This is a genomic window from Rhodospirillum sp. A1_3_36, from assembly GCF_047263945.1.
Classification (GTDB): Bacteria; Pseudomonadota; Alphaproteobacteria; order Rhodospirillales; family Rhodospirillaceae; genus Rhodospirillum.
Genome location: NZ_JBLAVB010000005.1, coordinates 250,917 through 270,255 on the forward strand (window position 1 = coordinate 250,917; position 19,339 = coordinate 270,255).

17 protein-coding genes are annotated in these 19,339 nt (G+C 61.0%); 3 read left to right on the top strand and 14 right to left on the bottom strand.

Features of this window, described 5'->3' with window-relative positions; translation table 11 throughout:
* The first annotated feature begins 37 nt into the window (after positions 1-37).
* Positions 38-928: a quinoprotein dehydrogenase-associated SoxYZ-like carrier gene (locus ACLIRY_RS13795; RefSeq protein WP_413205980.1), complete on the top strand. Its 891-nt coding sequence runs from the start codon at positions 38-40 to the stop codon at positions 926-928.
* A 213-nt stretch (positions 929-1,141) separates the two neighbouring features.
* Here the strand turns inward: ACLIRY_RS13795 and ACLIRY_RS13800 are convergent, their stop codons facing one another.
* The 5 genes from ACLIRY_RS13800 to ACLIRY_RS13820 all read right to left on the bottom strand — a co-directional run bounded on the left by ACLIRY_RS13800 (position 1,142) and on the right by ACLIRY_RS13820 (position 6,864).
* The gene (locus ACLIRY_RS13800) at positions 1,142-1,522 is read right to left on the bottom strand and encodes a hypothetical protein (RefSeq protein ID WP_413205981.1); all 381 of its coding nucleotides are present in this window, start codon (positions 1,520-1,522) and stop codon (positions 1,142-1,144) included.
* Positions 1,522-2,304, bottom strand: a complete 783-nt coding sequence (locus tag ACLIRY_RS13805) for a hypothetical protein (RefSeq protein ID WP_413205982.1) — start codon at positions 2,302-2,304, stop codon at positions 1,522-1,524. Before ACLIRY_RS13805 ends, ACLIRY_RS13800 begins: the two co-directional genes overlap by 1 nt.
* A gap of 271 nt (positions 2,305-2,575) precedes the next feature.
* Positions 2,576-4,882 (bottom strand): ATP-binding protein, encoded by a 2,307-nt coding sequence (locus ACLIRY_RS13810; RefSeq protein WP_413205983.1) that lies wholly within the window; start codon positions 4,880-4,882, stop codon positions 2,576-2,578.
* Positions 4,883-4,900: 18 nt separating this feature from the next.
* The gene (locus ACLIRY_RS13815; RefSeq protein ID WP_413205984.1) at positions 4,901-6,145 is read right to left on the bottom strand and encodes an FIST N-terminal domain-containing protein; all 1,245 of its coding nucleotides are present in this window, start codon (positions 6,143-6,145) and stop codon (positions 4,901-4,903) included.
* A gap of 14 nt (positions 6,146-6,159) precedes the next feature.
* Entirely contained in the window at positions 6,160-6,864 is a 705-nt protein-coding gene (locus ACLIRY_RS13820; protein WP_413205985.1) for a response regulator, read from the bottom strand.
* Between the two features lie 393 nt (positions 6,865-7,257).
* Here ACLIRY_RS13820 and fumC point away from each other — a divergent pair, with 393 nt between their 5' ends.
* Entirely contained in the window at positions 7,258-8,679 is a 1,422-nt protein-coding gene (gene fumC, locus ACLIRY_RS13825) for a class II fumarate hydratase (protein ID WP_413205986.1), read from the top strand.
* Between the two features lie 143 nt (positions 8,680-8,822).
* Here the strand turns inward: fumC and ACLIRY_RS13830 are convergent, their stop codons facing one another.
* The 3 genes from ACLIRY_RS13830 to ACLIRY_RS13840 form a co-directional block, all read right to left on the bottom strand.
* On the bottom strand, positions 8,823-9,812 hold the full coding sequence (locus ACLIRY_RS13830) for a helix-turn-helix domain-containing protein (RefSeq protein ID WP_413205987.1): 990 nt from the start codon (positions 9,810-9,812) through the stop codon (positions 8,823-8,825).
* Positions 9,813-10,233: 421 nt separating this feature from the next.
* Positions 10,234-10,707, bottom strand: coding sequence for a nuclear transport factor 2 family protein (locus ACLIRY_RS13835; protein WP_413205988.1), 474 nt, complete (start codon positions 10,705-10,707; stop codon positions 10,234-10,236).
* A gap of 7 nt (positions 10,708-10,714) precedes the next feature.
* Positions 10,715-11,194, bottom strand: coding sequence for a 2,4'-dihydroxyacetophenone dioxygenase family protein (locus ACLIRY_RS13840; RefSeq protein ID WP_413205989.1), 480 nt, complete (start codon positions 11,192-11,194; stop codon positions 10,715-10,717).
* 183 nt (positions 11,195-11,377) lie between these two features.
* On the opposite strand from ACLIRY_RS13840, the gene ACLIRY_RS13845 reads away from it, so the two are divergent.
* Positions 11,378-11,986, top strand: a complete 609-nt coding sequence (locus ACLIRY_RS13845) for a LysE family translocator (RefSeq protein ID WP_413205990.1) — start codon at positions 11,378-11,380, stop codon at positions 11,984-11,986.
* Between the two features lie 211 nt (positions 11,987-12,197).
* Here ACLIRY_RS13845 and ACLIRY_RS13850 read toward each other — a convergent pair whose 3' ends face one another.
* The 6 genes from ACLIRY_RS13850 to ACLIRY_RS13875 form a co-directional block, all read right to left on the bottom strand.
* Positions 12,198-12,836, bottom strand: coding sequence for a hypothetical protein (locus ACLIRY_RS13850; protein WP_413205991.1), 639 nt, complete (start codon positions 12,834-12,836; stop codon positions 12,198-12,200).
* Between the two features lie 333 nt (positions 12,837-13,169).
* On the bottom strand, positions 13,170-15,320 hold the full coding sequence (gene mdoH / locus ACLIRY_RS13855; protein WP_413205992.1) for a glucans biosynthesis glucosyltransferase MdoH: 2,151 nt from the start codon (positions 15,318-15,320) through the stop codon (positions 13,170-13,172).
* On the bottom strand, positions 15,230-15,718 hold the full coding sequence (locus tag ACLIRY_RS13860) for a hypothetical protein (protein ID WP_413205993.1): 489 nt from the start codon (positions 15,716-15,718) through the stop codon (positions 15,230-15,232). Before ACLIRY_RS13860 ends, mdoH begins: the two co-directional genes overlap by 91 nt.
* Before the next feature lie 82 nt (positions 15,719-15,800).
* Positions 15,801-17,672, bottom strand: a complete 1,872-nt coding sequence (locus ACLIRY_RS13865; RefSeq protein WP_413205994.1) for a glucan biosynthesis protein — start codon at positions 17,670-17,672, stop codon at positions 15,801-15,803.
* Positions 17,673-17,935: 263 nt separating this feature from the next.
* Complete coding sequence (locus tag ACLIRY_RS13870) at positions 17,936-18,508, bottom strand: 3TM-type holin (RefSeq protein WP_413205995.1); 573 nt, start codon at positions 18,506-18,508, stop codon at positions 17,936-17,938.
* A gap of 1 nt (position 18,509) precedes the next feature.
* Positions 18,510-19,118 (bottom strand): glycoside hydrolase family 108 protein, encoded by a 609-nt coding sequence (locus ACLIRY_RS13875; protein ID WP_413205996.1) that lies wholly within the window; start codon positions 19,116-19,118, stop codon positions 18,510-18,512.
* Positions 19,119-19,339: the final 221 nt, after the last annotated feature.

Genomic DNA, 19,339 nt, shown 5'->3' on the forward strand with positions numbered 1-19,339 from the left:
TGGTATGCTCTGTGGAACCATCAGGAGCTTCCGGACCATGACAAACCCACGTCCCGTGGGGCGGATTCATGCCGCCCTGACCATCGCGCCTTTGCTGTTACCCTTGGTCGGGGCCTTCGCCCTGCCCCCCGCCGCCGCTCTCGCCCAGACCCAAGCCCCAGTCCAGGCCCAGCCCCAGAAGGAGACCAGTTCTCCCATGGTGGACAGCCCCACCTGGGAGGAAATCGCCGGAGACATCCTGGAGGATCCTGCGGTCAAAGACGGAGCCGCACTCTTCACCATCGACGCCCCCTACCGGGCCGAGGATGCCGCGACTGTCCCTGTGGTCATTCATCAGACGGACCCATCCCAGATGATCACCGAGCTGAAACTGGTGATCGACGAGAATCCCTCGCCCCTTGCCGCGACCTTCCATTTTGGACCGGCCATGCATCCCCTGGACCTGGAAACCCGGGTCCGGGTGAACCAGTATTCCAACCTGCGCGCCCTGGCCGAAACCGATGCGGGGACTTTTATGCATGGGCGCTACATCAAGGCGTCGGGGGGGTGCTCCGCACCGGCCACCAAGGATTCGGAGGCCGCGCTGAAGAACATGGGCAAAATGCGCCTCAGGGTCTTTGAGCCCCAATCGGCGGAGGCCCAGTCCACCGGCTGGAGAGAAGCCCAGATCATGATTCGCCACCCCAACTATTCGGGGTTGCAGATGAACCAGTTAACCCAACTCTACATTCCAGCCCTGTTCATCCATGAACTCACCGTTCATCAGGGGGAGGAGCTGCTGTTTGACATGGAGGGCGGTATTTCGATCTCGGAGAATCCGGTCTTCCGCTTTGGCTACAAAGACAACGGCGCCCCCACGCTCCGGGTCCACGCCGTCGATACCGAAGGCCATGTCTTCGATGAAGTCCTGTCCAAGGGCCAAGGATAATAACCCAGGTGCGGTGAGTTTGACTCACCGCACCTTGGAAGCGGCCAAGTGGCCGCCGCGCCTTATGGCGCGTAAAAGCCCGCCTGGCGTTTGAACGCAAGAAAAGCGGCGTGGGTTTCAACCCGCGCCGCTTGGTATAAGAAAGAAAGGGAGGGGAGCGCATGATCTCCCTCCCCTCCCCTGCGACCGACAGGGTACACGATCGAAAGCCTCTCATTCAAAACAAAGCATTTCCGCCTCTGCCTGGGCGCGACGCAGGGTCCTGACCGCTTCCGTGGCCACGGCCATGGTCTTGAACATGGACATCCGCTCGCCACTCCCCTGCTGCATGGACAGCACCGTTTCCGCCGTCACATAGTCCTCGTAAGGCAGGATCTCGGCGATCGCATCAATGGAGCAGGAACATTTCCTCAGGCTTTCCCGGTTCTGACCATTGGCCGCCATACAGGCGAAAACATAGTCGGCACGGGCTTCCGTCGGATAGTCGTTCAGACGCTCGGCCATATCTGCGGCGTAAAGGGGCGCAACCTGAAACCACCCCACAAGCAAAGCCAAAAAGGGAAGGGTCATCGGGGGAAGAGAGCGCGAAGCCATCACAGAGTCTCCCGATCCAGGGTCAGGACGTTGCTATAGCCCGTTTCCTTGCCGCCCACCGTGCGGGGCGCTTCGGCCGAAAGGGAGTAATACCATCCCGGCACCTCCTCCGACAGGATGGCGACCACTTTCAGGTCGGCGAAGCCGAACATGCGGTCCCGGGCCTGATCCTTGGCAAAGGGGTGGATGGTCACCTGCTGGGCCTGAATATCCCGCCCGTCCAAAGTCACGGAGACGGGCTTCACCTCAGCCGCCTCCAGAAGAGCGGCCTTGATCCGGTTACGAATATAGAAAGGGCTGCCCCCGGCCTGATTGGCCATGTCGCGCAAGACGGATTCCAGGAAATACATGATGACAGGATTGCCGACGGAGCGGGGGAAGGTCCCTGCTGAGGACTTGCGCTCCCCCTGCTTCAGGGTCAGGACCACGCTGTCATCGGCACCGGTGGTCAGGGCAAGGGAGCCATCGAACTTGGAGGCCTCGGGCGCGATGCCCTGTTGCTGCGGCGCGGACCAGCCATTGCGGTGGATGGCGTAATCCAGAACCGCATCCTTGGCGACCTTGTCCAACACCCCTTCGCGGAACAGAAGTTGGTAGGTTCCCGGCGTCTCGGACGCCTTTTGACCGGATGATGTCTCGGACGCCTTTTGACCGGATGTCGTCTCCGACGCCGTTGGAACAGGGGTGGCCTTTTCCGCTGCCAGGGCGGAAAGGCTTCCCCCCTGGACGGACATCACGGCAACGGACAACCCGGCAAACAGCCCAAAAACTGCCTTACGCATTAACCAACTCCTCCCCTAATACCCATTTATTTTGAGACTCTTGATTTTTATACCCTGTGTCCTCGAAAACCCGGAAAACCTGCTTCGCAGTTTCTGGGCCCTGCCCAGACCCGCAAAGGGTCACGGACCCTTTGATCCCAAATGGGGGTCCGGGGCCTCAGGCCCCAGCCTCGCCAAAGAAGGGGAGCGGGGTATATTCACCATGTCTGTCCAGACGGAACTCCTCGTCGAGGCTATCCCATCCCCGATTCCTGTCATCCGAGACTTTGGTCTAGGCAGCCCGGTGACGGGTTTTCCAATCAATCAGCGCCCGCAACCGCGAGGGCTGGATCGGCTTGGTCAGTACCGTGAAGTCCAGACGTGTTCCCAGCTTCCGCAAAGCCTTTGAGCGGTCCGCCGTGACCAGAATGGCGGGCACCTCCACTCCGGCTGCAGCCCGCAGGGCATGGATGGCATCCAGGCCATTCTCATCCCCGTTCAGGTGATAATCGGCCAGAATGATATCCGGGGGCGTTCCCAACCCGTCCAACAACTCCAGTGCCTCCACCGTCGAAGAGGTGGCGAGCACCCCCGCCCCCCAGCTCTCCAGACAATGAACCGTGGCGTTCAACACGTCCGGATCGTTCTCCAGCACCAGGGCGATGAGGTCCAGATCGCTCAAGGCCTCCTCCTCGTCCACCCTTTGCAGGGTCTGCAAGTCCAGGCCCGGCGCGGCCACCGGAAGTTCCATGGCGAACAGGGAGCCCTTGCCCGGCACCGAGCGGAGGGTCAACGGATGCCCCAGGTGGTGGCAAGCCCGCTGGACGATGGACAGCCCCAACCCCATGCCGGTCCCTGCGGGAGCGCTCGACCCTCGGGCGAACTCGTTAAAAACCCGGGCCTGATCTTCCTCGGAGATACCCTGTCCCGTATCCCAGACCTCCAGCCGGACAGTCTTGCCCGTCAGGCGACAGCCCACCAGCACGCGCCCCCGATCCGTATATTGGATGGCGTTGGACACCAGATTTTGCAGACAGCGGGTGAGGTAGCCCTGGTCCGAGGTTACCCAGCGGCTGGTCTGAACAACGCGCAGACCGATCCCCTTCTGGGCGGCCTGGGGCGCCATATCCGCCTCGACCACCCGCATCACGTCCCGCAAGTTGACGGTCTTCACCGTGAACTCTGCCCCCGAGTGGTCAAGGCGGGAGATCTCCAGAAGGGACTGCAAAAGGGTTTCGATCATAGAGAAGGAATGGCCGAGACGGGACAACATATCCGCCGGTCCCGGTTCTGTCACCGAAGCCCGCAACAGCGACAGGTACAGTTTGGCGGCGTTGATGGGCTGCAACAGGTCATGGCTCGCGGCGGCCAGAAAACGGGTCTTGGAAGCATGGGCGGCCTCGGCAAATTCCTTGGCCTCGCGCAGGGCTTCCTCTGTTCGAGCCTGCTCCAGGGCACGGATGCGCAGTTGGTGGTTGGCCTCGGTCAGTTCCGTGGTCCGCTCCTCAACCCGGCGCTCCAACATCTGGCTCATGCGCCGTCCGGCCTCTTCGGCTTCCGTCTCCGCCGTCACATCCATGACCGAGACGATGAAGCCGTCATCGGGCAAACCATGGATCTGCAAATCGATGCAAATACCATCCGGACGGCGGAAGCGTTCCCTCACGCGCCCGCCCCGGCGCAGTTCCCGCACCCACCGCTCCAATCCCTGGGGGTTGAAGGGCTCGAAACGCTCGACGAACTCCCGGATACGCTGGAAAGCTGTTCCCTTGCGCAACAGAGACAGGGGCAGGCCCAGAAGCTGGCCAAAGCGGTCATTGGTGACCAACAGCCGCCCCTCGGCGGAAAAGGTGCAAATGCCAAGGGACATGTGGTCGAAGGCGGCTTGCAGGAAACTGGAGTGCTGGTCGATCAGCGCATCCTTTTCCCGCCGGTTCCGCTCGACCACGTCCGTGATGTCCGTCTGCAAGATGACAATGTTGTCATAACCGGTTCGACGACAGGAGACCTGCACCCAGCGGTCTTCGCGCAGGGAGATGACAAAACTGGCATAGCGCCGATCCAGATCATCGTTTCCGTCGTCGCCCCCCGGACGGTCCAAGGGCAATCCCAAGGGACCGCCTCCGCCTTGAACCAGGAAGGAGCTTGCCCGCAGGGCGTTAAAATACGCGTCAAAGGCCAACCCGGGTTGGATCAGGGGCTCCACATCGGGAAGGAGACGTTTAAACAGATCGTTGCAGACCTGGAGCCCCTCCTCGGAGAACAGGGCAAACCCGCCCTCGACGGCCATCATGGCATCGGACAGGCTGTTGCGCATGCGGTCGCGGGAGCGTTCCGCAGATTCCAGCTCGGAGCTGGCCCGAACAAGGGTGTCGAGGGCCCGCTCCAGGTCCCGGGTCTTCTCCCAGACTTCCCCTTGCAGGGCAATGGCGGATTGAAACAGCGAATAGGCCGAATCACCCAATTCGGTCTCCCGCTCCAGGCGGGCAATCAGGGCATCAATGATCTTGGCTTGCCGGGCCACCTGGACGTCCAAGGGTTCGGACTGGTCCACAACAGGGCCGGCTCCCCTCCCGTCGTCGCTCTCCACACTGGCCATTGGCGGTCCTGCTACCCTCTAATCAAAAAAAGGAGGATGGCGCCGAGATCCCGGCCCCGGCCGTCCGCCGCCTCCCGGTCCAAAAAAGGCCACACCGACGAAGGTTTGGTTCACGTGAACGCCGAGATGCTGCTCTCCATAGGTATTGAACCCCACCACCCGATGGGCGCGCAGACTGTCGGAGGCCTCTTTTCGCAGCCCTTTGTTCTCGATTTCCAGACGGCGCAACACGCAATCGAACCCCAGGATAATGTCCGGACTCTCCCCCTTGTCCCCCAGGACCGTCAGCCCCCCATCCAGGGTACGCAGGATTTCCTTCCCCCGTCCCAGACGCAGCAACAGGCCATTATCGATGGCCGACAAGAAGGACAGTCCGCCATTTTCGTGGACTTGCTTGATGGCGCGCACATGGTAGGTGTTGCCATTACGCACGAGAACAGGATTCTCGGAGAAGACAACGGGGGACAACTCGGCCACGGGAACACCGACAAGCCGGGCGTATTCCACCGCCGCAGTATTGCCATTCAGTTCCAGGACCAGCCGCTCCTCTGGCACCGCCTGGGTCACCACCATGCGGCTGTCGGTCGGTGTGAAATGATCGAAACCGATTCCCCGAAAAGAGAGGTCTGTCTCTAACAGCAGAAGCAGGGTGGCGGCCTTGTGAAAGCATCCGCCATGGAGCACCTGGGTCTCCCCATAGGCCAGGCCATCGCCCGCAGATCCGCCGAAGACGGGGATATCCCTCAGCCCCTGAGCCAGAGCCGCAACCAGGACGTCCTCTTGCTTGGATTGGCCATCCATGAAAACCAGGGCCAACCGCCGATGGCCGTAGGACGAGGGGAAGCGTTCCACCAGCCGCCGGGACTGATTGACCACCTGGGCAATGTCCACCGGTGCCGAAGACGCCACGAGGGTGGACGCAACCCGGAAATGCTCGCGCCGGAAGGCCAGAGCCAGGAGAGCATTGTTTTCATAGCCCTCCTGGGTGATCTGTCCGGCGGTGGTACAGCCAAAGACCTCCGTGCTCGTCATGCCGTCTCGGAGGGCTTCGGTCAAAGCGGTCCGGTCAAAAAAGGCCGGGACGAAAAGCAGGACGAGACTGGGTTTGCAGTCCCCGATCCCGGCCCGGATCTCCGCAATTGCGGCCCGGGCATCGGTTTGGTGGGAGCGGACCACCAGGATCGCCTCCGCCGGCCTCTCCGCCAAATCTGGGATGCTGAGACCCGCTGCCCCCCCGATCCCCAGCCCTATGCCATGGCCCATGGACCGGATTCCCATCACTGCAGACGGTGGCGGATCGACACTTCACGCACCATCAAGGCTGCCTGGGTACGGTTCTGGACATTCAGCCGTCGCAAAAGTGCTGTGATATGGGCCTTCACCGTAGCCTCGGCCAAATCCATTTCATAGGCAATCAACTTGTTCGGCTTGCCTTCGCAAATCAGGGCCAGGATCCGGGCCTGCTGTTGGGACAGCCCTGCGATGCGTCGCGACACATCGGCAATGGCCTGCCCCCCTTCCCCCACGGGGGAGGACGCGCGGAACCCCGCAGGGACATAGGTTTTCCCCTCCCAGACGTCCATCATGGCCTGCTCCAGGCCTTCTCGAGCCAAGTCCTTGGAGATGAACCCGGCCGCGCCAGAGGACAGGGCCGAGGACACGACGTCCTCGCTACAGACCGCTGAAATCACCACCACGGGCACATCCGGCAGTTTACTCTTGATCTTCATGAAGCCGCTCAAGCCCGAAACATCGGGCAAGCCCAGGTCGAGGACCACCAGGTCCGGCGAGAACCGACTCCGCAGCAGGGTCAAGGCATCGCGCATGGAGGCCGCCTTGCGCACGCGCCGCATGCCAAAGGTCATCTCCATCATGGAGGCGAGTGCATCGCAATAAAGGGGATGATCATCGATAATCAAGGCTGACCGAGCCGAAACGGCACGGGCAGGGGCAGCTTGCGCCACCGCAGTGTCCTGCAGCATTTATGTTTCCTCCCAGAAATCGACTACCGCTCCGGGCCCTTGTTTTTTCGCCCTGGAACCGAACCGGGGCTTATCTCCCGATCCGGCACGATACCCGCTCGTCCTTTTGATGGACTTTCAGAATTCTAGACACAGAACATTTTCCCGCGCAAGCCGCTGTCCCACACCATCGGACCAGAATGAAATCCAGCGACACAAAATAACATGGCCCCGCAGGCGCGTTTCAGCCCCTTTCCGCCCCTCCTCTTCACCGACTTCGCTACAGGGATCGCGAAAGCCCCCCTTCCGATTTGGTTATCCCCTCCCATTTTAAAGGCAGAGCGGACAGCCATTCTTCCCCCGGTTGCCACCCGCCGCCGCCCCTGAAAGGACACCTGAAAGGACAGCCGTGCCATGGCCGATGTCTCTCCCGACTCTCCCCCACCCCCTCACCGTGCGGAAACGGACAGTATGGGGTCCATACAGGTCCCCGGAAACCGGTATTGGGGGGCGCAGACCCAGCGCTCCCTGCTCCATTTCAACATTGGTCAGGACCGACAGCCCGCCCCCTTGATTCGCGCCTTCGGACTGCTGAAAAGCGCTGCTGCACGGGCCAATAGAAGTCTTGGACTGCTGGACCCACACCGGGCCGAATTGATCGTTCAGGCCGCCCAGGAAGTGGCTGTCGGCAAGTTGATGGACCATTTTCCCCTACGGGTCTGGCAGACGGGCAGCGGCACCCAGACGAATATGAACGCCAACGAAGTCATCGCCAACCGGGCCATTGAGCTGGCGGGGGGCGTGCTTGGCTCCAAGGATCCGGTCCACCCCAACGACCATGTGAACATGGCCCAGTCATCCAATGACACCTTCCCCACGGCCATGCATATCGCCACCGCCTTGGAAGTGCGCGACCACCTTCTACCTCCCCTGAAGGATCTGCGTTCCGCCCTGCTCGCCAAGACCATGGAATTCGATGCCATTGTCAAGATTGGCCGGACCCACCTGCAGGACGCCGTTCCCCTGACCTTGGGACAGGAGTTCTCCGGCTATCTGGCCCAACTCGACCAAGCCACCGCACGGATTGAGGCCACCCTGCCCGACCTGGCCGAGCTGGCCCTGGGCGGCACAGCCGTTGGCACGGGGTTGAACACCCATCCCCAGTTCGCCGAACGGGCCATCGCCCTGATTGCCGAGGAGACGGCTTTTCCCTTCAAGGCCGCGACCAACCGCTTTGCCGCATTGGCCGCCCACGACGCCATGGTCGCCGCCAGCGGCGCCCTGCGGGGGCTCGCCGTTTCCCTCACCAAAATTGCCAACGATCTGCGCTGGCTGGGCAGCGGCCCCCGGTGCGGAATCGGGGAGTTGATCCTGCCCGCCAACGAACCCGGCTCCTCCATCATGCCCGGCAAGGTCAACCCCACCCAATGCGAGGCCCTGCTGATGGTCTGCGCCCAGGTCATGGGACTGGACAGCGCCGTCGCCTTCGCCGGATCCCAGGGGAATTTCGAATTGAATGTCCAGAAACCCCTCATCGCCTTCAACGTCCTCACCTCCATCGCCCTGTTGGGAGACAGTTGTGCGTCCTTCACCCGCTATTTGGTGGAGGGGGTGGCGGCGGACGAGTCCCGCATTGCCGATTTGTTGGAACGTTCGCTGATGCTGGTCACCGCCCTGTCGCCGCTCATCGGCTACGACAGGGCAGCAAAGGTTGCCAAGGCCGCTCACACCAATGGCACCACCCTGCGCGAGGAGGCCGAACGCCTGGCCGGTGTCACACCTGCAGATTTCGACGCAGCCGTCCAACCGGCACAGATGACCAAGCCGCATGGTTAGCACATTGCATGGAGCGGACAACCGGTTTTCCGCTCCACGCAATGCTCTAAACCTCTGACATTGAAGCAAATCGTCACGCCTACGGCCTGCGTTCCGCCCGTCGCAATCTGTTCCAGATTGCTCGGGATTTGCTCTAAAAGGACTCACCCCATCCCGCGCAATGCCCCGCGATTACCGGACCAGGAAGCCCGATAGTCTCGGGGCGTCATCCCATAGCGAAGCTTGAAGGCCCGACTGAAGCTCGACGCATCCTTGAACCCCCACCGCCAGCCGATTTCCGAAATCTTTCGGGTATCGAAGCGGGGATCCTCCAAGGCCATCCGACAGCGCTCCAGCCGCTGTTCCAGAATCCAAGCCGACGCACTTTCCCCCGTCGGATGAAACAGCATATGGAGATAACGCAGCGAAATCCGGTTGGCCTCGGCTGCCCGGCTCAAACTCAGGTCTTCTTCGTGGAGATGGGCCACCAGATAGGCCCGGACATTGGCCAGATATTGTGCTGCCAGACCCGACGGAGCCCCCTCCGCTCCGTCGGCAAGGATCGTCGTTGCCAACTCCAGGGTCGCCCGTCCCGCCGCCGCAGCCTCAGACCCGTCCATCTCACCGAGTTCGCCACACATGGCCCGCATCTGTGTGGAAAGGAGCCCCCCCAAGCCACTCCGACCATTGATCAGTCCCCTCCGGACCTGTCCGCCCTTGGGCAGGACATCCAGAACCCGCCGCATGGGCACCATGAAAGTGACCTTATGCAAGGGCTCGGTGACTTCGAACTCGATGGGATGATCGCTGGTCCAAACCACCATGTCCCCAGGGGAAGCGGTGATCCTGTCTTCTCCAGAGCGGAAACGCTCCCGCCCCGACAGAACGATCTGAATCCCAAGCTGCCTGTCGTGGTCGTTCCGCGAGACCTTAAGGGACTTGACGCCGGAACAGGGGGAGCAGTGGCATTCGATCAAACGGGTTTCGCCCGCTTGGAAACGCCGCATCCGAGCGGAAAACCGACTGTCTAACCGGCGCGGAACATCCCATGCGCCGTAGCTTTCCTGAAGCGCCCCCCTCCAGGACTCCGTGCGGATATCCATGGGCAGACCATCCGAATTCCACCAGTCAGACGACCCCTCGGTTAATTCCATACCCGTGATCCTCCCTGGTGTCATGGAGTGGACCACACCTGGGTCTGGCCCCATGACGCCATTCATTCTTACTTTCTCTTACCCATCATGTTACCGCCCGGCCTCTAAATGACAAGCCCCCGGAAGACTCTGGCCTCTGCCCAGACCCGCCAGCAGTCAAAAAGCCTCGTGGTTCGAAGTGTCAGAGTCGAACCACGAGAGCGGAATGAGGAAAAGGGAGCGCCGGTTTTCCGTCACGGGACACGACTGTGTCTCATGTTTTTTGGGTCTGGGGCCTTTCGGCCAGCCACTGCCCGATGTCTGGGGCCTTTCGGCCAGCCACTGCCCGATGTCTGGGGCCTTTCGGCCCCAGTGGGGGACGGGGCAAAGCCCCGTAACGGAAAAACGCCCCCTGCCGTGTCCCCGCGAATTTCTACGTGACTTAGGTCGGCACCATCGGTGTGAAGGTCTGAACGGCTATTTTTCCATCTCGCACGAAAAGGGTATCCGTGGCCAGCGGAACGGAAGGGAGGGATGACCAAACCAGATAGGCGATCTCCCCTTCCACAACCTGAACATTCACTTTGAAGGCCGCCCAGAATTCAGGTGTGGCCCCATCCAGGAACGCCTTGAAAAATCCCCGAATGGCGTCCAGCCCGCGCAGGGTGTCCATCGGAGTCATCAGGACGGACTCCTCTGTGTAGTCCGCCATGATCGCATCCAATCCCTCGGCGAAGGCCCCGAGGTGATGATTGAAGACCTCCTCGGTCCGTTCTGCATCCACCTCCGCGCCTCCCTCTCCGGCCAAAGCTGTCGCCGCGCTACCCGAGGCCATGGCCCCTGCGGTTATGGACATGGCCAATCCCCCCATGCACTGTCGCCGGTTGACGCGCGCACCATGAATAAGATCTCGCATGACTCCGTCACTCCGCAGCCGATTTCTGGTCCTCAAGAAAGGCGTTCCAAGCGCCTTGGGCTTCCTGCCACCCAACCACGGCGACCGGCGTCGCATCGGGCTTGATGAAGACCAACGGACCAAGGAAAGTCATGTAAAACTCCCCATCCTCGGGAAAATACGTTTTATCGTGACGCGCATTGGCGGATTCATAGCCATAACCCGGAGCCACCGCCGTATCGCCACCGGCCTCCTTACCGCCCCGGACATCCATCCGCCCCCGAGTCAGAAAATACTCTCCCGGTCCAATATGGATATGCGCAGCAAAGGAAGACCCAGCCGGGCAATCGAATATGGCGGTCCAAGCCCCCATTTCCGGCGAGACATGCAGGAGCTTCCAGCGGATGCCCCCTTCCGAAAAGGCCTCCGGAAAGGGCGCCCAAGGGATCTGGTCAATTTGAACATATTCTTCAGGAATCATTGTTTTATGGGTGATCATCTCGGACATTTGTCTCGTCTCCCTGTATTTTTATTGGCGGTCAGGGATCCGACCTGCGAATACCCGACCAAGTAGGGTTACTATAAGTCCAAGACGGACTCCCATCTTGCGCCTGAGCGCAGTCTCGCTTGACCGAGCGCGCAGATCGAAGGAAAGTCACGGTCCGTCCATCCGTCACGGAAGCCGAAAGCCATGTCTATCGAAAGCCTGCTTGCCTTTTCCCTCGCCCTGGGGATCGCCGCCCTCATTCCCGGCCCCGGCATCCTCGGCTTGCTGGGTTGGACCTTGGGACGCGGTGGGCGCGCGGCCTTCGGCTATTCCATCGGATTGATTCTGGGCGATTTGATCTATCTGTGCCTTGCCGTGGGGGGGCTCGCGGCACTGGCAGAAACCATGGGCGAGGCCTTCCTTGTCGTAAAGCTGGCGGGCGCGGCCTATTTGATCTGGATGGGCGTGAAGATCTGGCGCTCCAGCTCCCTCGCCTCCGAAGCCGAAGCCCAAAAGGGCTCTCTCTTCGCTGCGGGAGCTGCGGGATTGACCACCACCTTGTCCAACCCCAAGACCATCGTCTTCTACATGGGCGTCATGCCCATGGTTCTGGACCTTCATGGCCTGACCCTGGGCATGGTTGCCGAACTGATGGTCGCAGCCACCCTTGTCCTGACCCTGGTCCTGATCCCCTACGCCCTGGCCGCCAACAAGGCCCGGACCGTCATTCGCTCCCCCAAGGCCATGGCCCGACTGAACAAGGGCGCAGGGGCGGTCTTGATCGGGGCCGGGGGCGCCGTCGCTGCGTCCTGATCCAAAGGGCCTCTTGCCTGATTTGTGACTCAACGGTCCACGACAGGGTCTCGTCTTTTTTTGGGCGATAGCCCAAACCCATTTGGGGGCAAATGCCCCCAAACCCCCATTTTTCTTTTATCAATAAGTGCCGGGGGTCTGAGGCCCTTCGGCCCCAGGGTGCTTGGCAAGATGCTCCGGAAAACCGGCACCCACTTTTCCGCTCGACGCTCTAAGGGGAGGTGATGGAAATCAACTTCTCAGACGACGTCCCCTTCCGCCTTTTCCAATCCTGTATGAACTGTACGGGGTATCCAATGCCCTCCGCCATCCAATAGGATCTTTTGTCCGCCTGATCCTCGCAAACGACTTTGACCGTCTCGAAGGTTCCTGCAGGCACAGTGATCGTTTCATTGCCTTCGACCACACATTCAGGCTTGTTCTTCCAGTCTTTCTTACCGAAACCGTGAACCTGGAAGGTCATCTTATTGCCTTTGACCAAGGGCCAAAGCTCACCGGAGCGCGCGGACATCTCCCTCCGTCCATCCGGCGCGGGCCATCCTTTGCAATTTTCCCACTGCGTGGATGCGAAAGGGAAATAGGCCTTGTCGTAGGTCTGACGACAGGTGCCGTCTGCCTTATCAATCACCAGCTTGGCACTGGAATCCTCGACAACGGTCAAGTTACGGGTACCGGATTTGTCGTCAAATGTGACCGCTAAGGCAATCTTTGTCCCGGCGGCCATGCCCGGAGGCCGGTCCATCCCACCTTTCCCAGCGAAACCGACTCCAACAGTAAAAGAAATCGCCGCAGCACAGGTTAAAAAGAAAACAAACTTGTGACTCATTGGTTTCCTCCGATGATTGTCCATGAAGATTACTCGAACGAAAACCGCACCGACTCACCATATTTCAATGCATCAAAATACTCGTACCCTCGTATCGACCAGAAAGCACAACGTCTATTGAACGGAATCGTCGAGCACCTTCAGATGGTAATCCTTCATAGGTTGAATTCCCACACAGAATGACAGATTTTTAAAAATCCGCTGCACAGTCTCTTGTCTTAATTTTTCTTCACTGGAATCACCGGCCCAAAAAGGGATCCCCTCATCCTGGAAGCATACCGTTTTGGGTCAGACCTGCTGTTGGACGCCGACCAAGCCACAGTGAGCCAAACTCACCGCACCCTGGTATAAATCCGCTCAGACCGCCGATGTACCGCCCTTTTCCTCCAGGCGTCGAGCCCAGCAGGCCACATGCAAACGGTCCAGATGCGGCGCACTTTCCAACAGAACCTTTCGTTCGTCCCGATCAAGCGCCTCAGGTCCCATATACACGGCCAAGGCTGCAGCCCGTTCCAGGACATCCGGCAACGCCGTCGGGGATTCGCCCGTGGCCTCCACCAAGGCGCGATGCCGGGCATTGGACTCGGGATCTAGAATGATCTTCGAGAACAGCGTTTCCGGCGCCACGGTCCGCCCTGCGTTCTCCCGATCAAGGACCTCCATACGGGAAACCACGGCGGGCGGATTCCGGTCCTCAGGGATGCTCAACAGACCAGATCGGGCCAGTCCGAGCCCCCAGGCGGGGTCGGCCAGTGCCAATCCGATCAGAGGCGCACCAATCAAACCGACGAGAACCGGAGAGAGCCAGATGCCCAGATCCGGAGCGGAGACCAGGACGAAAACCAAAGCCGCCAAACCGATCAGGGCCACATCCCGATAGGCCGCGAGAGCCACGGAAAGCGATCCCTTCTCCGCACCCCGTCGCTGGGGTTTCCAATCCACTTTGGCCCCTGTGAGGATGGCAACGACAAACTGACTGTGGCGGATCATCATGATCGGTGCGATCAGGGCGGACATGATATTTTCCAGAAGGAAGCCGCCTAAAAGCCGCCAAAGCCCCCCCCGAGCCCGGCGCGATGGCCCGTGCAACAGGCAGAGCAGAAGCCCCCAAACCTTCGGCAAAAACAGCATCCCCAAGGTCCCGGCGAGCAAATAGGCGGCTTCCTCTTCCCGCGAAATGGGCCAAGAGGCCCAGGGGACCCCTTGCTGGAAGTAAACCACTTGGGAATGGGCAAGGGTCCAGGCCTGCAACCCCGAAAGCACCAGGAAAATCAGCCAAAGGGGCGAGGTCAAATAGGACAGGATGCCGATCAACAGGTGCGCCCGGCTCGCCCAGTGGAGACCCCGGGCGAAGAGCACCCGTCCATGCTGCATATTGCCCTGACACCAACGCCGATCCCGGACCATGAAGTCCTCCAGCGTTGGCGGCGGTTCCTCGTAGCTGCCGCCCAGATCCCAGGCGACGGAGACCCGCCAACCCGCCCGACGCAACAGGGCCGCCTCCACGAAATCATGGGAGAGGATTTCCCCGCCGAGGGGCGCCCGACCGGGCAGTTCAGGCAGACCGCAACATTGCGCGAAGGCCTCAACCCGGATGATGGCATTATGCCCCCAATAGTTGCCCTCGCCACCGGCCCAATAAGCCAAGCCAGCGGCGCTGAGGGGACCATAGACATCCCCCGCGAATTGTAGCATGCGGGAAAAGGGGGTCTCCCCCCGGATCAGCTTGGGCGGCGCCTGGATCAGAGCCACATGGGGATTGGCATCCATGCGCCGGGTGAGCTCCAGAATGGACTCCCCTGTCATCAAGCTATCGGCGTCCAAAACCACCATATGTCCGTAGGCCGCCCCGTGGCGCTCAATGAACCAAGCAATATTACCGGTCTTTCGCCGGGTGTTGCGAAACCGACGGCGGTAGAAAAGGCGCGGGCTCTGGGGTGCCCGGTTCAACTCGGCGTGCCAAGCGGCCTCTTCCGCCATCCATTTGTCGCCATCGGTGCTGTCAGACAACACAAAGACGTCATAGCGATCCCCCTCCCCCAGGCCTGCGATTGCCTCCCGCATGGCACCGACGCGCGCAAAGACCCCTCCGGACTCCTCGTTGTACACGGGCATGAGGATGGCAACCCGCAGGTTTTTCCGCCTTTCGGGCCGGTGGATCGTGTCCTTGGTTGGGCGTCCGGTGAAACGGTGGTACCCGATCACCAGTGCCCCTGCCGTCAGGGTGCAGAAGGACTGAGCCAACCAAGCGGCCAGAGGGAGGAAAACGGCAATCAAAGCGATGTCCAGGGGCGACAAACCATCGGCAGAAAGGATCCGCACGAAGGATTGGGCCGCCATTGCCGTTAACGCCAGAATACACGTGACGAAAACCCGCCGCCTTGTCTTCATGGACCGGCGCGAAAACCCAACCGCACTCAATGGGGCAGCCCAGGCAGTACGAGCAGGCCAATCACGGCGATCAGCAGCAGGGCCGGGGTGGTGCCAATGGCACGCAGACGAACCCACAAACGGCGGCGCGCCCGTCGGGTTCCGCCGCGCAGATCCCCCAGCCCCATCCGGTCCAGGTTCTGTTCAGGCATGGCTCGGGGAGCCCCCTCCGGCAAAACAACCAGCGGTCTGGACATCAGGTCCGAAGTGCCCACGGCCAAACGGCTGGCCTCCTCGATGACAGCCCGGCCAACCCGCTCCAGACGCCAATTGGGGGTGGCCGCCAAAGCCCGCCGGGCGGCAAGGGCCGCGGCCTCTTGCCCCACTTCTCCGGTCATCCCATAGGCGGCGCGCAAATAGGCCACGGCCCGGGCCATCAGCGCACTTTCCAGGCCGGGCGTCACCAGACCGGCACGGGGCGCACAAGACAGGGGAACCACCTTGGGACCTCGATCCTGGATCATATTGGACGTCATTGGCCGATCGCCTCTCTTGCGAAAATCAGTTCATGAAAGGACACTGCACAGAGGAGTAACGCTTACCCGACAGAAGGGATCCCTATCCCTGCGGCGGTGGCCGCCATTGAAAAGTCCAGGTCTCGGAAACCCGCCGCCCATCCAATGTCAGGAACACCCGCAAGTTCACCGATCCCTCATCGCGGGCGAGGACATCCAGATAGACCCGCACGCCCCCCGTGGCCGGATTGGGCACCAAGACAGGAGGGGCCATGTCTGCGGTTCCGGCGGAAGCCTCCACCGCCAACCCGCTCATGTCCTGAAGAGTGTCCAACTCACCACCGACGAAATCAATGACCCATTTTCGGCCCAGGCGGCGGACATCCTGGTCCCGGTCCGTACCCGGCACGCCGTAATGCCCTGCCCGCGAATCAGTGGCCCGGGCCAGAGGCCCCCGCTCGTCCTCCATCCCGGAGAACAGGTCGTAGGAGAAATGCAGGGACTGCCCGGCGAGCACGGGACTGTCCGGCGTCCAGAAGGCGACGATATTGTCATTGGTTTCGTCCGGAGTGGGGATTTCCACCAGCCGCACACTGCCCGGCCCCCATTCGCCCTTGGGAACAATCCACAAGGTCGGCCGCAGATCGTAGCGAGCCTCCAAATCTTGATAGGCCTCCAACCCACGGGTTCGTTGAACCAGCCCAAACCCCTGGGGATTGCGGTCCATGAACAGGTTCACCTCGAGCCGCTCGGGATTATGCAGAGGACGCCACAGCCATTCGTCCCCCCCCGTATGTATCGCCAACCCTTCGGAGTCGTGGACCCGAGGGCGAAAATCATCAACCCCCATCCGGTCGATGGGACCGAAATCGAACATACTCGTCAGAGGCGCTACGCCCAACTGAGCGATGTCCTCGCGGATGAACAGGTAACTGTCCACGGACACCCGGGTGGGATCCCCCGGATGGGCCGTGAAAGAATAGGCCCCGGTCAACGACGGACCGTTCAAAAGCGCCAGGACGGTCACGCTATCGGCACCGGGCGCCGGGCGCCGGGCCTGCAGCACCGTGAACGAAGGGAATTCCTCGCCCTTGGCCAAGGCCGTATTCACGGCGATACCCCGGGCCGATGCCCCATAACGGGTTCCCGCGCCCAGGGCCCGAAAATAGCTCGCCCCCTGGAAAACAATCAGATCGTCCAGGGACTTGGGGTCGTTCAGGGTCGCGCGGATCCGTAGTCCCGCGAAACCAGGCACATCCGCCAAAACCGAGTCCGGCAAATCCAACCCACCGAAGTCGAACAATGTGGGATCATAGGACAGGGGCGTCCCCCGCCCTTGTCGCTCCTCCAGAATGCGCACAGGCTTCCGGTTAAACCCTCCCAGGTGGAACAGGTCCAGGGCAAAATCGCCTTGATCCACCCATGGGGATCGATCCTTGCGGAAACGAATCGACCGATAGCCGTCGTAATCCAGATCTGCCAGCGCGCTGGGTAGGTCGGTGCTTCGATCAACGAAGGGTTTTGCTGCCAACTTCCGGGCTTCATCAACCAAGCGGGCAAAGGCTCGGTCAGCGATCACCGGCTCAACCGGACTGGCCTGCTCCGCCGTTTCTGAGGGCGTTGCTTCTGGCGTGACGTCTTCTGGCACCGTTGCTTCCGGCGCCGCTGCTTCCGGCGTCGCTTCTGGCGCCGTTGCTTCCGGCGTCGCTTCTGGAGCGGCTGCTTCCGGCGCCGCTGTTTCCGAAGCCACATCCGGCTCAGGTCCTGGCGCAGCAACCATCTCGGAGGAAGCAGCGGGTGCCGTGGCTGCGGCCTCGGTCGAAACCGGCGTCTCGGCAGTCTCGGCCCGAACGACACTGCTTCCCGAAACCAGCCCCAAAAACAGGACAGACAGGGTCAGGACAGACAGAGACGCCCCTTCCCCCTGGAATGGGACCCCGAAGGCCGTGGAACGGTGGGAGAAATGCGTCAGCAAACTTGTAATCCTCCACGGAAATCGTTGCCCCATCCCCGCGCCGTCACGCCAGAACGGAAAACAGAACGAACTTGTGCCCACGATAACTTTTAAAAGGTGATATCCGTTCCCCCCCTCACCTGGAAACGAGCCCCTCAAACACTGATCGATGCACCGGGAATGCGGCGGAAACAAGGTATTTTTATCGATCAGCCCACCCGATCCCAAAGCAGGCGCCCCACCCGCCGATGGACTCAGAGCGTCACTTCGCCTTGACTTTTTTATTACATTTTCGCCGCGCGCCGCCGATTCCATTCTGCGATGGCGGCATTGGAGAGGGGCGTGTTTCCATCGTCCATCGCGCTTTGATATTCCCGTTCGGAAAGGGTCACATTCTCCGAACGCATAGCTTCCATACCCCGAATGTCATCCAAGGCATTCCGCACGGCGGTCCTATCCAGAGCTTTGAAGGGCAAGCGTTTTTCAAAATGGCGGGCAGTGAAGTAAAAGGCGGCGATTCCAAAAAGCGTCCCCGCCAACCATTCCGGCACCAGGGCATAGGCGCGCATGGCCTGGGAAAAGCCCACGGGATCGATCGGTGCCCAGGTCATCAGCCCCATAACCCCCAGGGCCATGGCCGGTCTGGGCAAACGATTGAGCCCATCGACCAGACTGTCCCACCAAGTCCGATTGCCCCGGTTGGCCGAAAACTCGGCGGCATAGGCCGCCAGAACCTGCCCGGTTTCCCCGTGAACATTCGCCTCTTGGTTATCCTTATTGACAAAAAACCGCCCCAGGATGCCATCCATCGCATTCAGACCGCCCCCGAATAGGGTCGAGATCACCTTGCTCCACATATTACGATACTCCCGTTTGATTGAGGGGAAGACGGAACTCCTCGGCCCGCCGCGTCCACCCCTTCAGAAACACCGCCTTGGACGCGTCGCGAGCGACAATCCGCCGATAGAAGGCCAAGCGCTCCTCCACCAGGGCATTGATCAAATAGGCCCCCATGGCGGAATCGGCGATCACCGCAGCCTTGCGGGTCTTTGGGCCGATGCGGCCATCCTCCTCCAAGGTCGGAAAGTCCAGACCGCCCCCGGCTCGGGCCAGATTCAACACGCGCTGCAAGCCCATGATCGCCCGGGGCGGGCCACTGTTCACCGCCCAGTCGAACAGAACCGGCCAGAGGGAGGAAGGCAGACGGTCGAGTCCCGGAGCCAGGAGAAAGTCCTGACGAAACAGGGCCGCCGCCTTGTCCGGCGTGACCAACCGAACATCATCGGCATCGGTCTGCCCATCCCCGTTCAGGTCCAAACCGATTCCCCGGGCGTAGCGGAGACTGATACCGTGGTTGGTTATCCCCCCCGGATCGTCGGGGTGATCCACCAAACCACCCTCTCGGGCGAGGATGTCGTCAATGATGTTGTCCACCGCTGCAGATGCAGATAAATCACGATACGTCATTATTTTCATCCTAAAAAGGGATCGAAAGGATGTGAGGGAAAGCGCCCCTTGCCCTCGGAGACCTTGAATAGCCCGGGCAGCCTCAATCAAAAGTGCGTCCAAGGCAGCAAGAGAACACCCGTCGTTCAAAGGCGACAACCGCTCCGCCCCGTCCAATGCATGGTGGAGGGCATCAAGCAATCGTTCATGGTCACGCCAAGCCTGCCCTTCCTTACCGGCAT

What these genes read in the sequence shown, in the direction of transcription:
- ACLIRY_RS13845 (WP_413205990.1), top strand. Translation starts at nt 11,378, where the DNA reads ATGTCTATCGAAAGCCTGCTTGCCTTTTCCCTCGCCCTGGGGATCGCC.
- ACLIRY_RS13805 (WP_413205982.1), bottom strand. Translation starts at nt 2,304, where the DNA reads ATGCGTAAGGCAGTTTTTGGGCTGTTTGCCGGGTTGTCCGTTGCCGTG.
- ACLIRY_RS13795 (WP_413205980.1), top strand. Translation starts at nt 38, where the DNA reads ATGACAAACCCACGTCCCGTGGGGCGGATTCATGCCGCCCTGACCATC.
- ACLIRY_RS13870 (WP_413205995.1), bottom strand. Translation starts at nt 18,508, where the DNA reads ATGTGGAGCAAGGTGATCTCGACCCTATTCGGGGGCGGTCTGAATGCG.
- ACLIRY_RS13840 (WP_413205989.1), bottom strand. Translation starts at nt 11,194, where the DNA reads ATGTCCGAGATGATCACCCATAAAACAATGATTCCTGAAGAATATGTT.
- ACLIRY_RS13830 (WP_413205987.1), bottom strand. Translation starts at nt 9,812, where the DNA reads ATGGAATTAACCGAGGGGTCGTCTGACTGGTGGAATTCGGATGGTCTG.
- ACLIRY_RS13835 (WP_413205988.1), bottom strand. Translation starts at nt 10,707, where the DNA reads ATGCGAGATCTTATTCATGGTGCGCGCGTCAACCGGCGACAGTGCATG.
- ACLIRY_RS13810 (WP_413205983.1), bottom strand. Translation starts at nt 4,882, where the DNA reads ATGGCCAGTGTGGAGAGCGACGACGGGAGGGGAGCCGGCCCTGTTGTG.
- ACLIRY_RS13850 (WP_413205991.1), bottom strand. Translation starts at nt 12,836, where the DNA reads ATGGACAATCATCGGAGGAAACCAATGAGTCACAAGTTTGTTTTCTTT.
- ACLIRY_RS13875 (WP_413205996.1), bottom strand. Translation starts at nt 19,118, where the DNA reads ATGACGTATCGTGATTTATCTGCATCTGCAGCGGTGGACAACATCATT.
- ACLIRY_RS13820 (WP_413205985.1), bottom strand. Translation starts at nt 6,864, where the DNA reads ATGCTGCAGGACACTGCGGTGGCGCAAGCTGCCCCTGCCCGTGCCGTT.
- ACLIRY_RS13800 (WP_413205981.1), bottom strand. Translation starts at nt 1,522, where the DNA reads ATGGCTTCGCGCTCTCTTCCCCCGATGACCCTTCCCTTTTTGGCTTTG.
- ACLIRY_RS13860 (WP_413205993.1), bottom strand. Translation starts at nt 15,718, where the DNA reads ATGACGTCCAATATGATCCAGGATCGAGGTCCCAAGGTGGTTCCCCTG.
- ACLIRY_RS13815 (WP_413205984.1), bottom strand. Translation starts at nt 6,145, where the DNA reads ATGGGCCATGGCATAGGGCTGGGGATCGGGGGGGCAGCGGGTCTCAGC.
- fumC (WP_413205986.1), top strand. Translation starts at nt 7,258, where the DNA reads ATGGCCGATGTCTCTCCCGACTCTCCCCCACCCCCTCACCGTGCGGAA.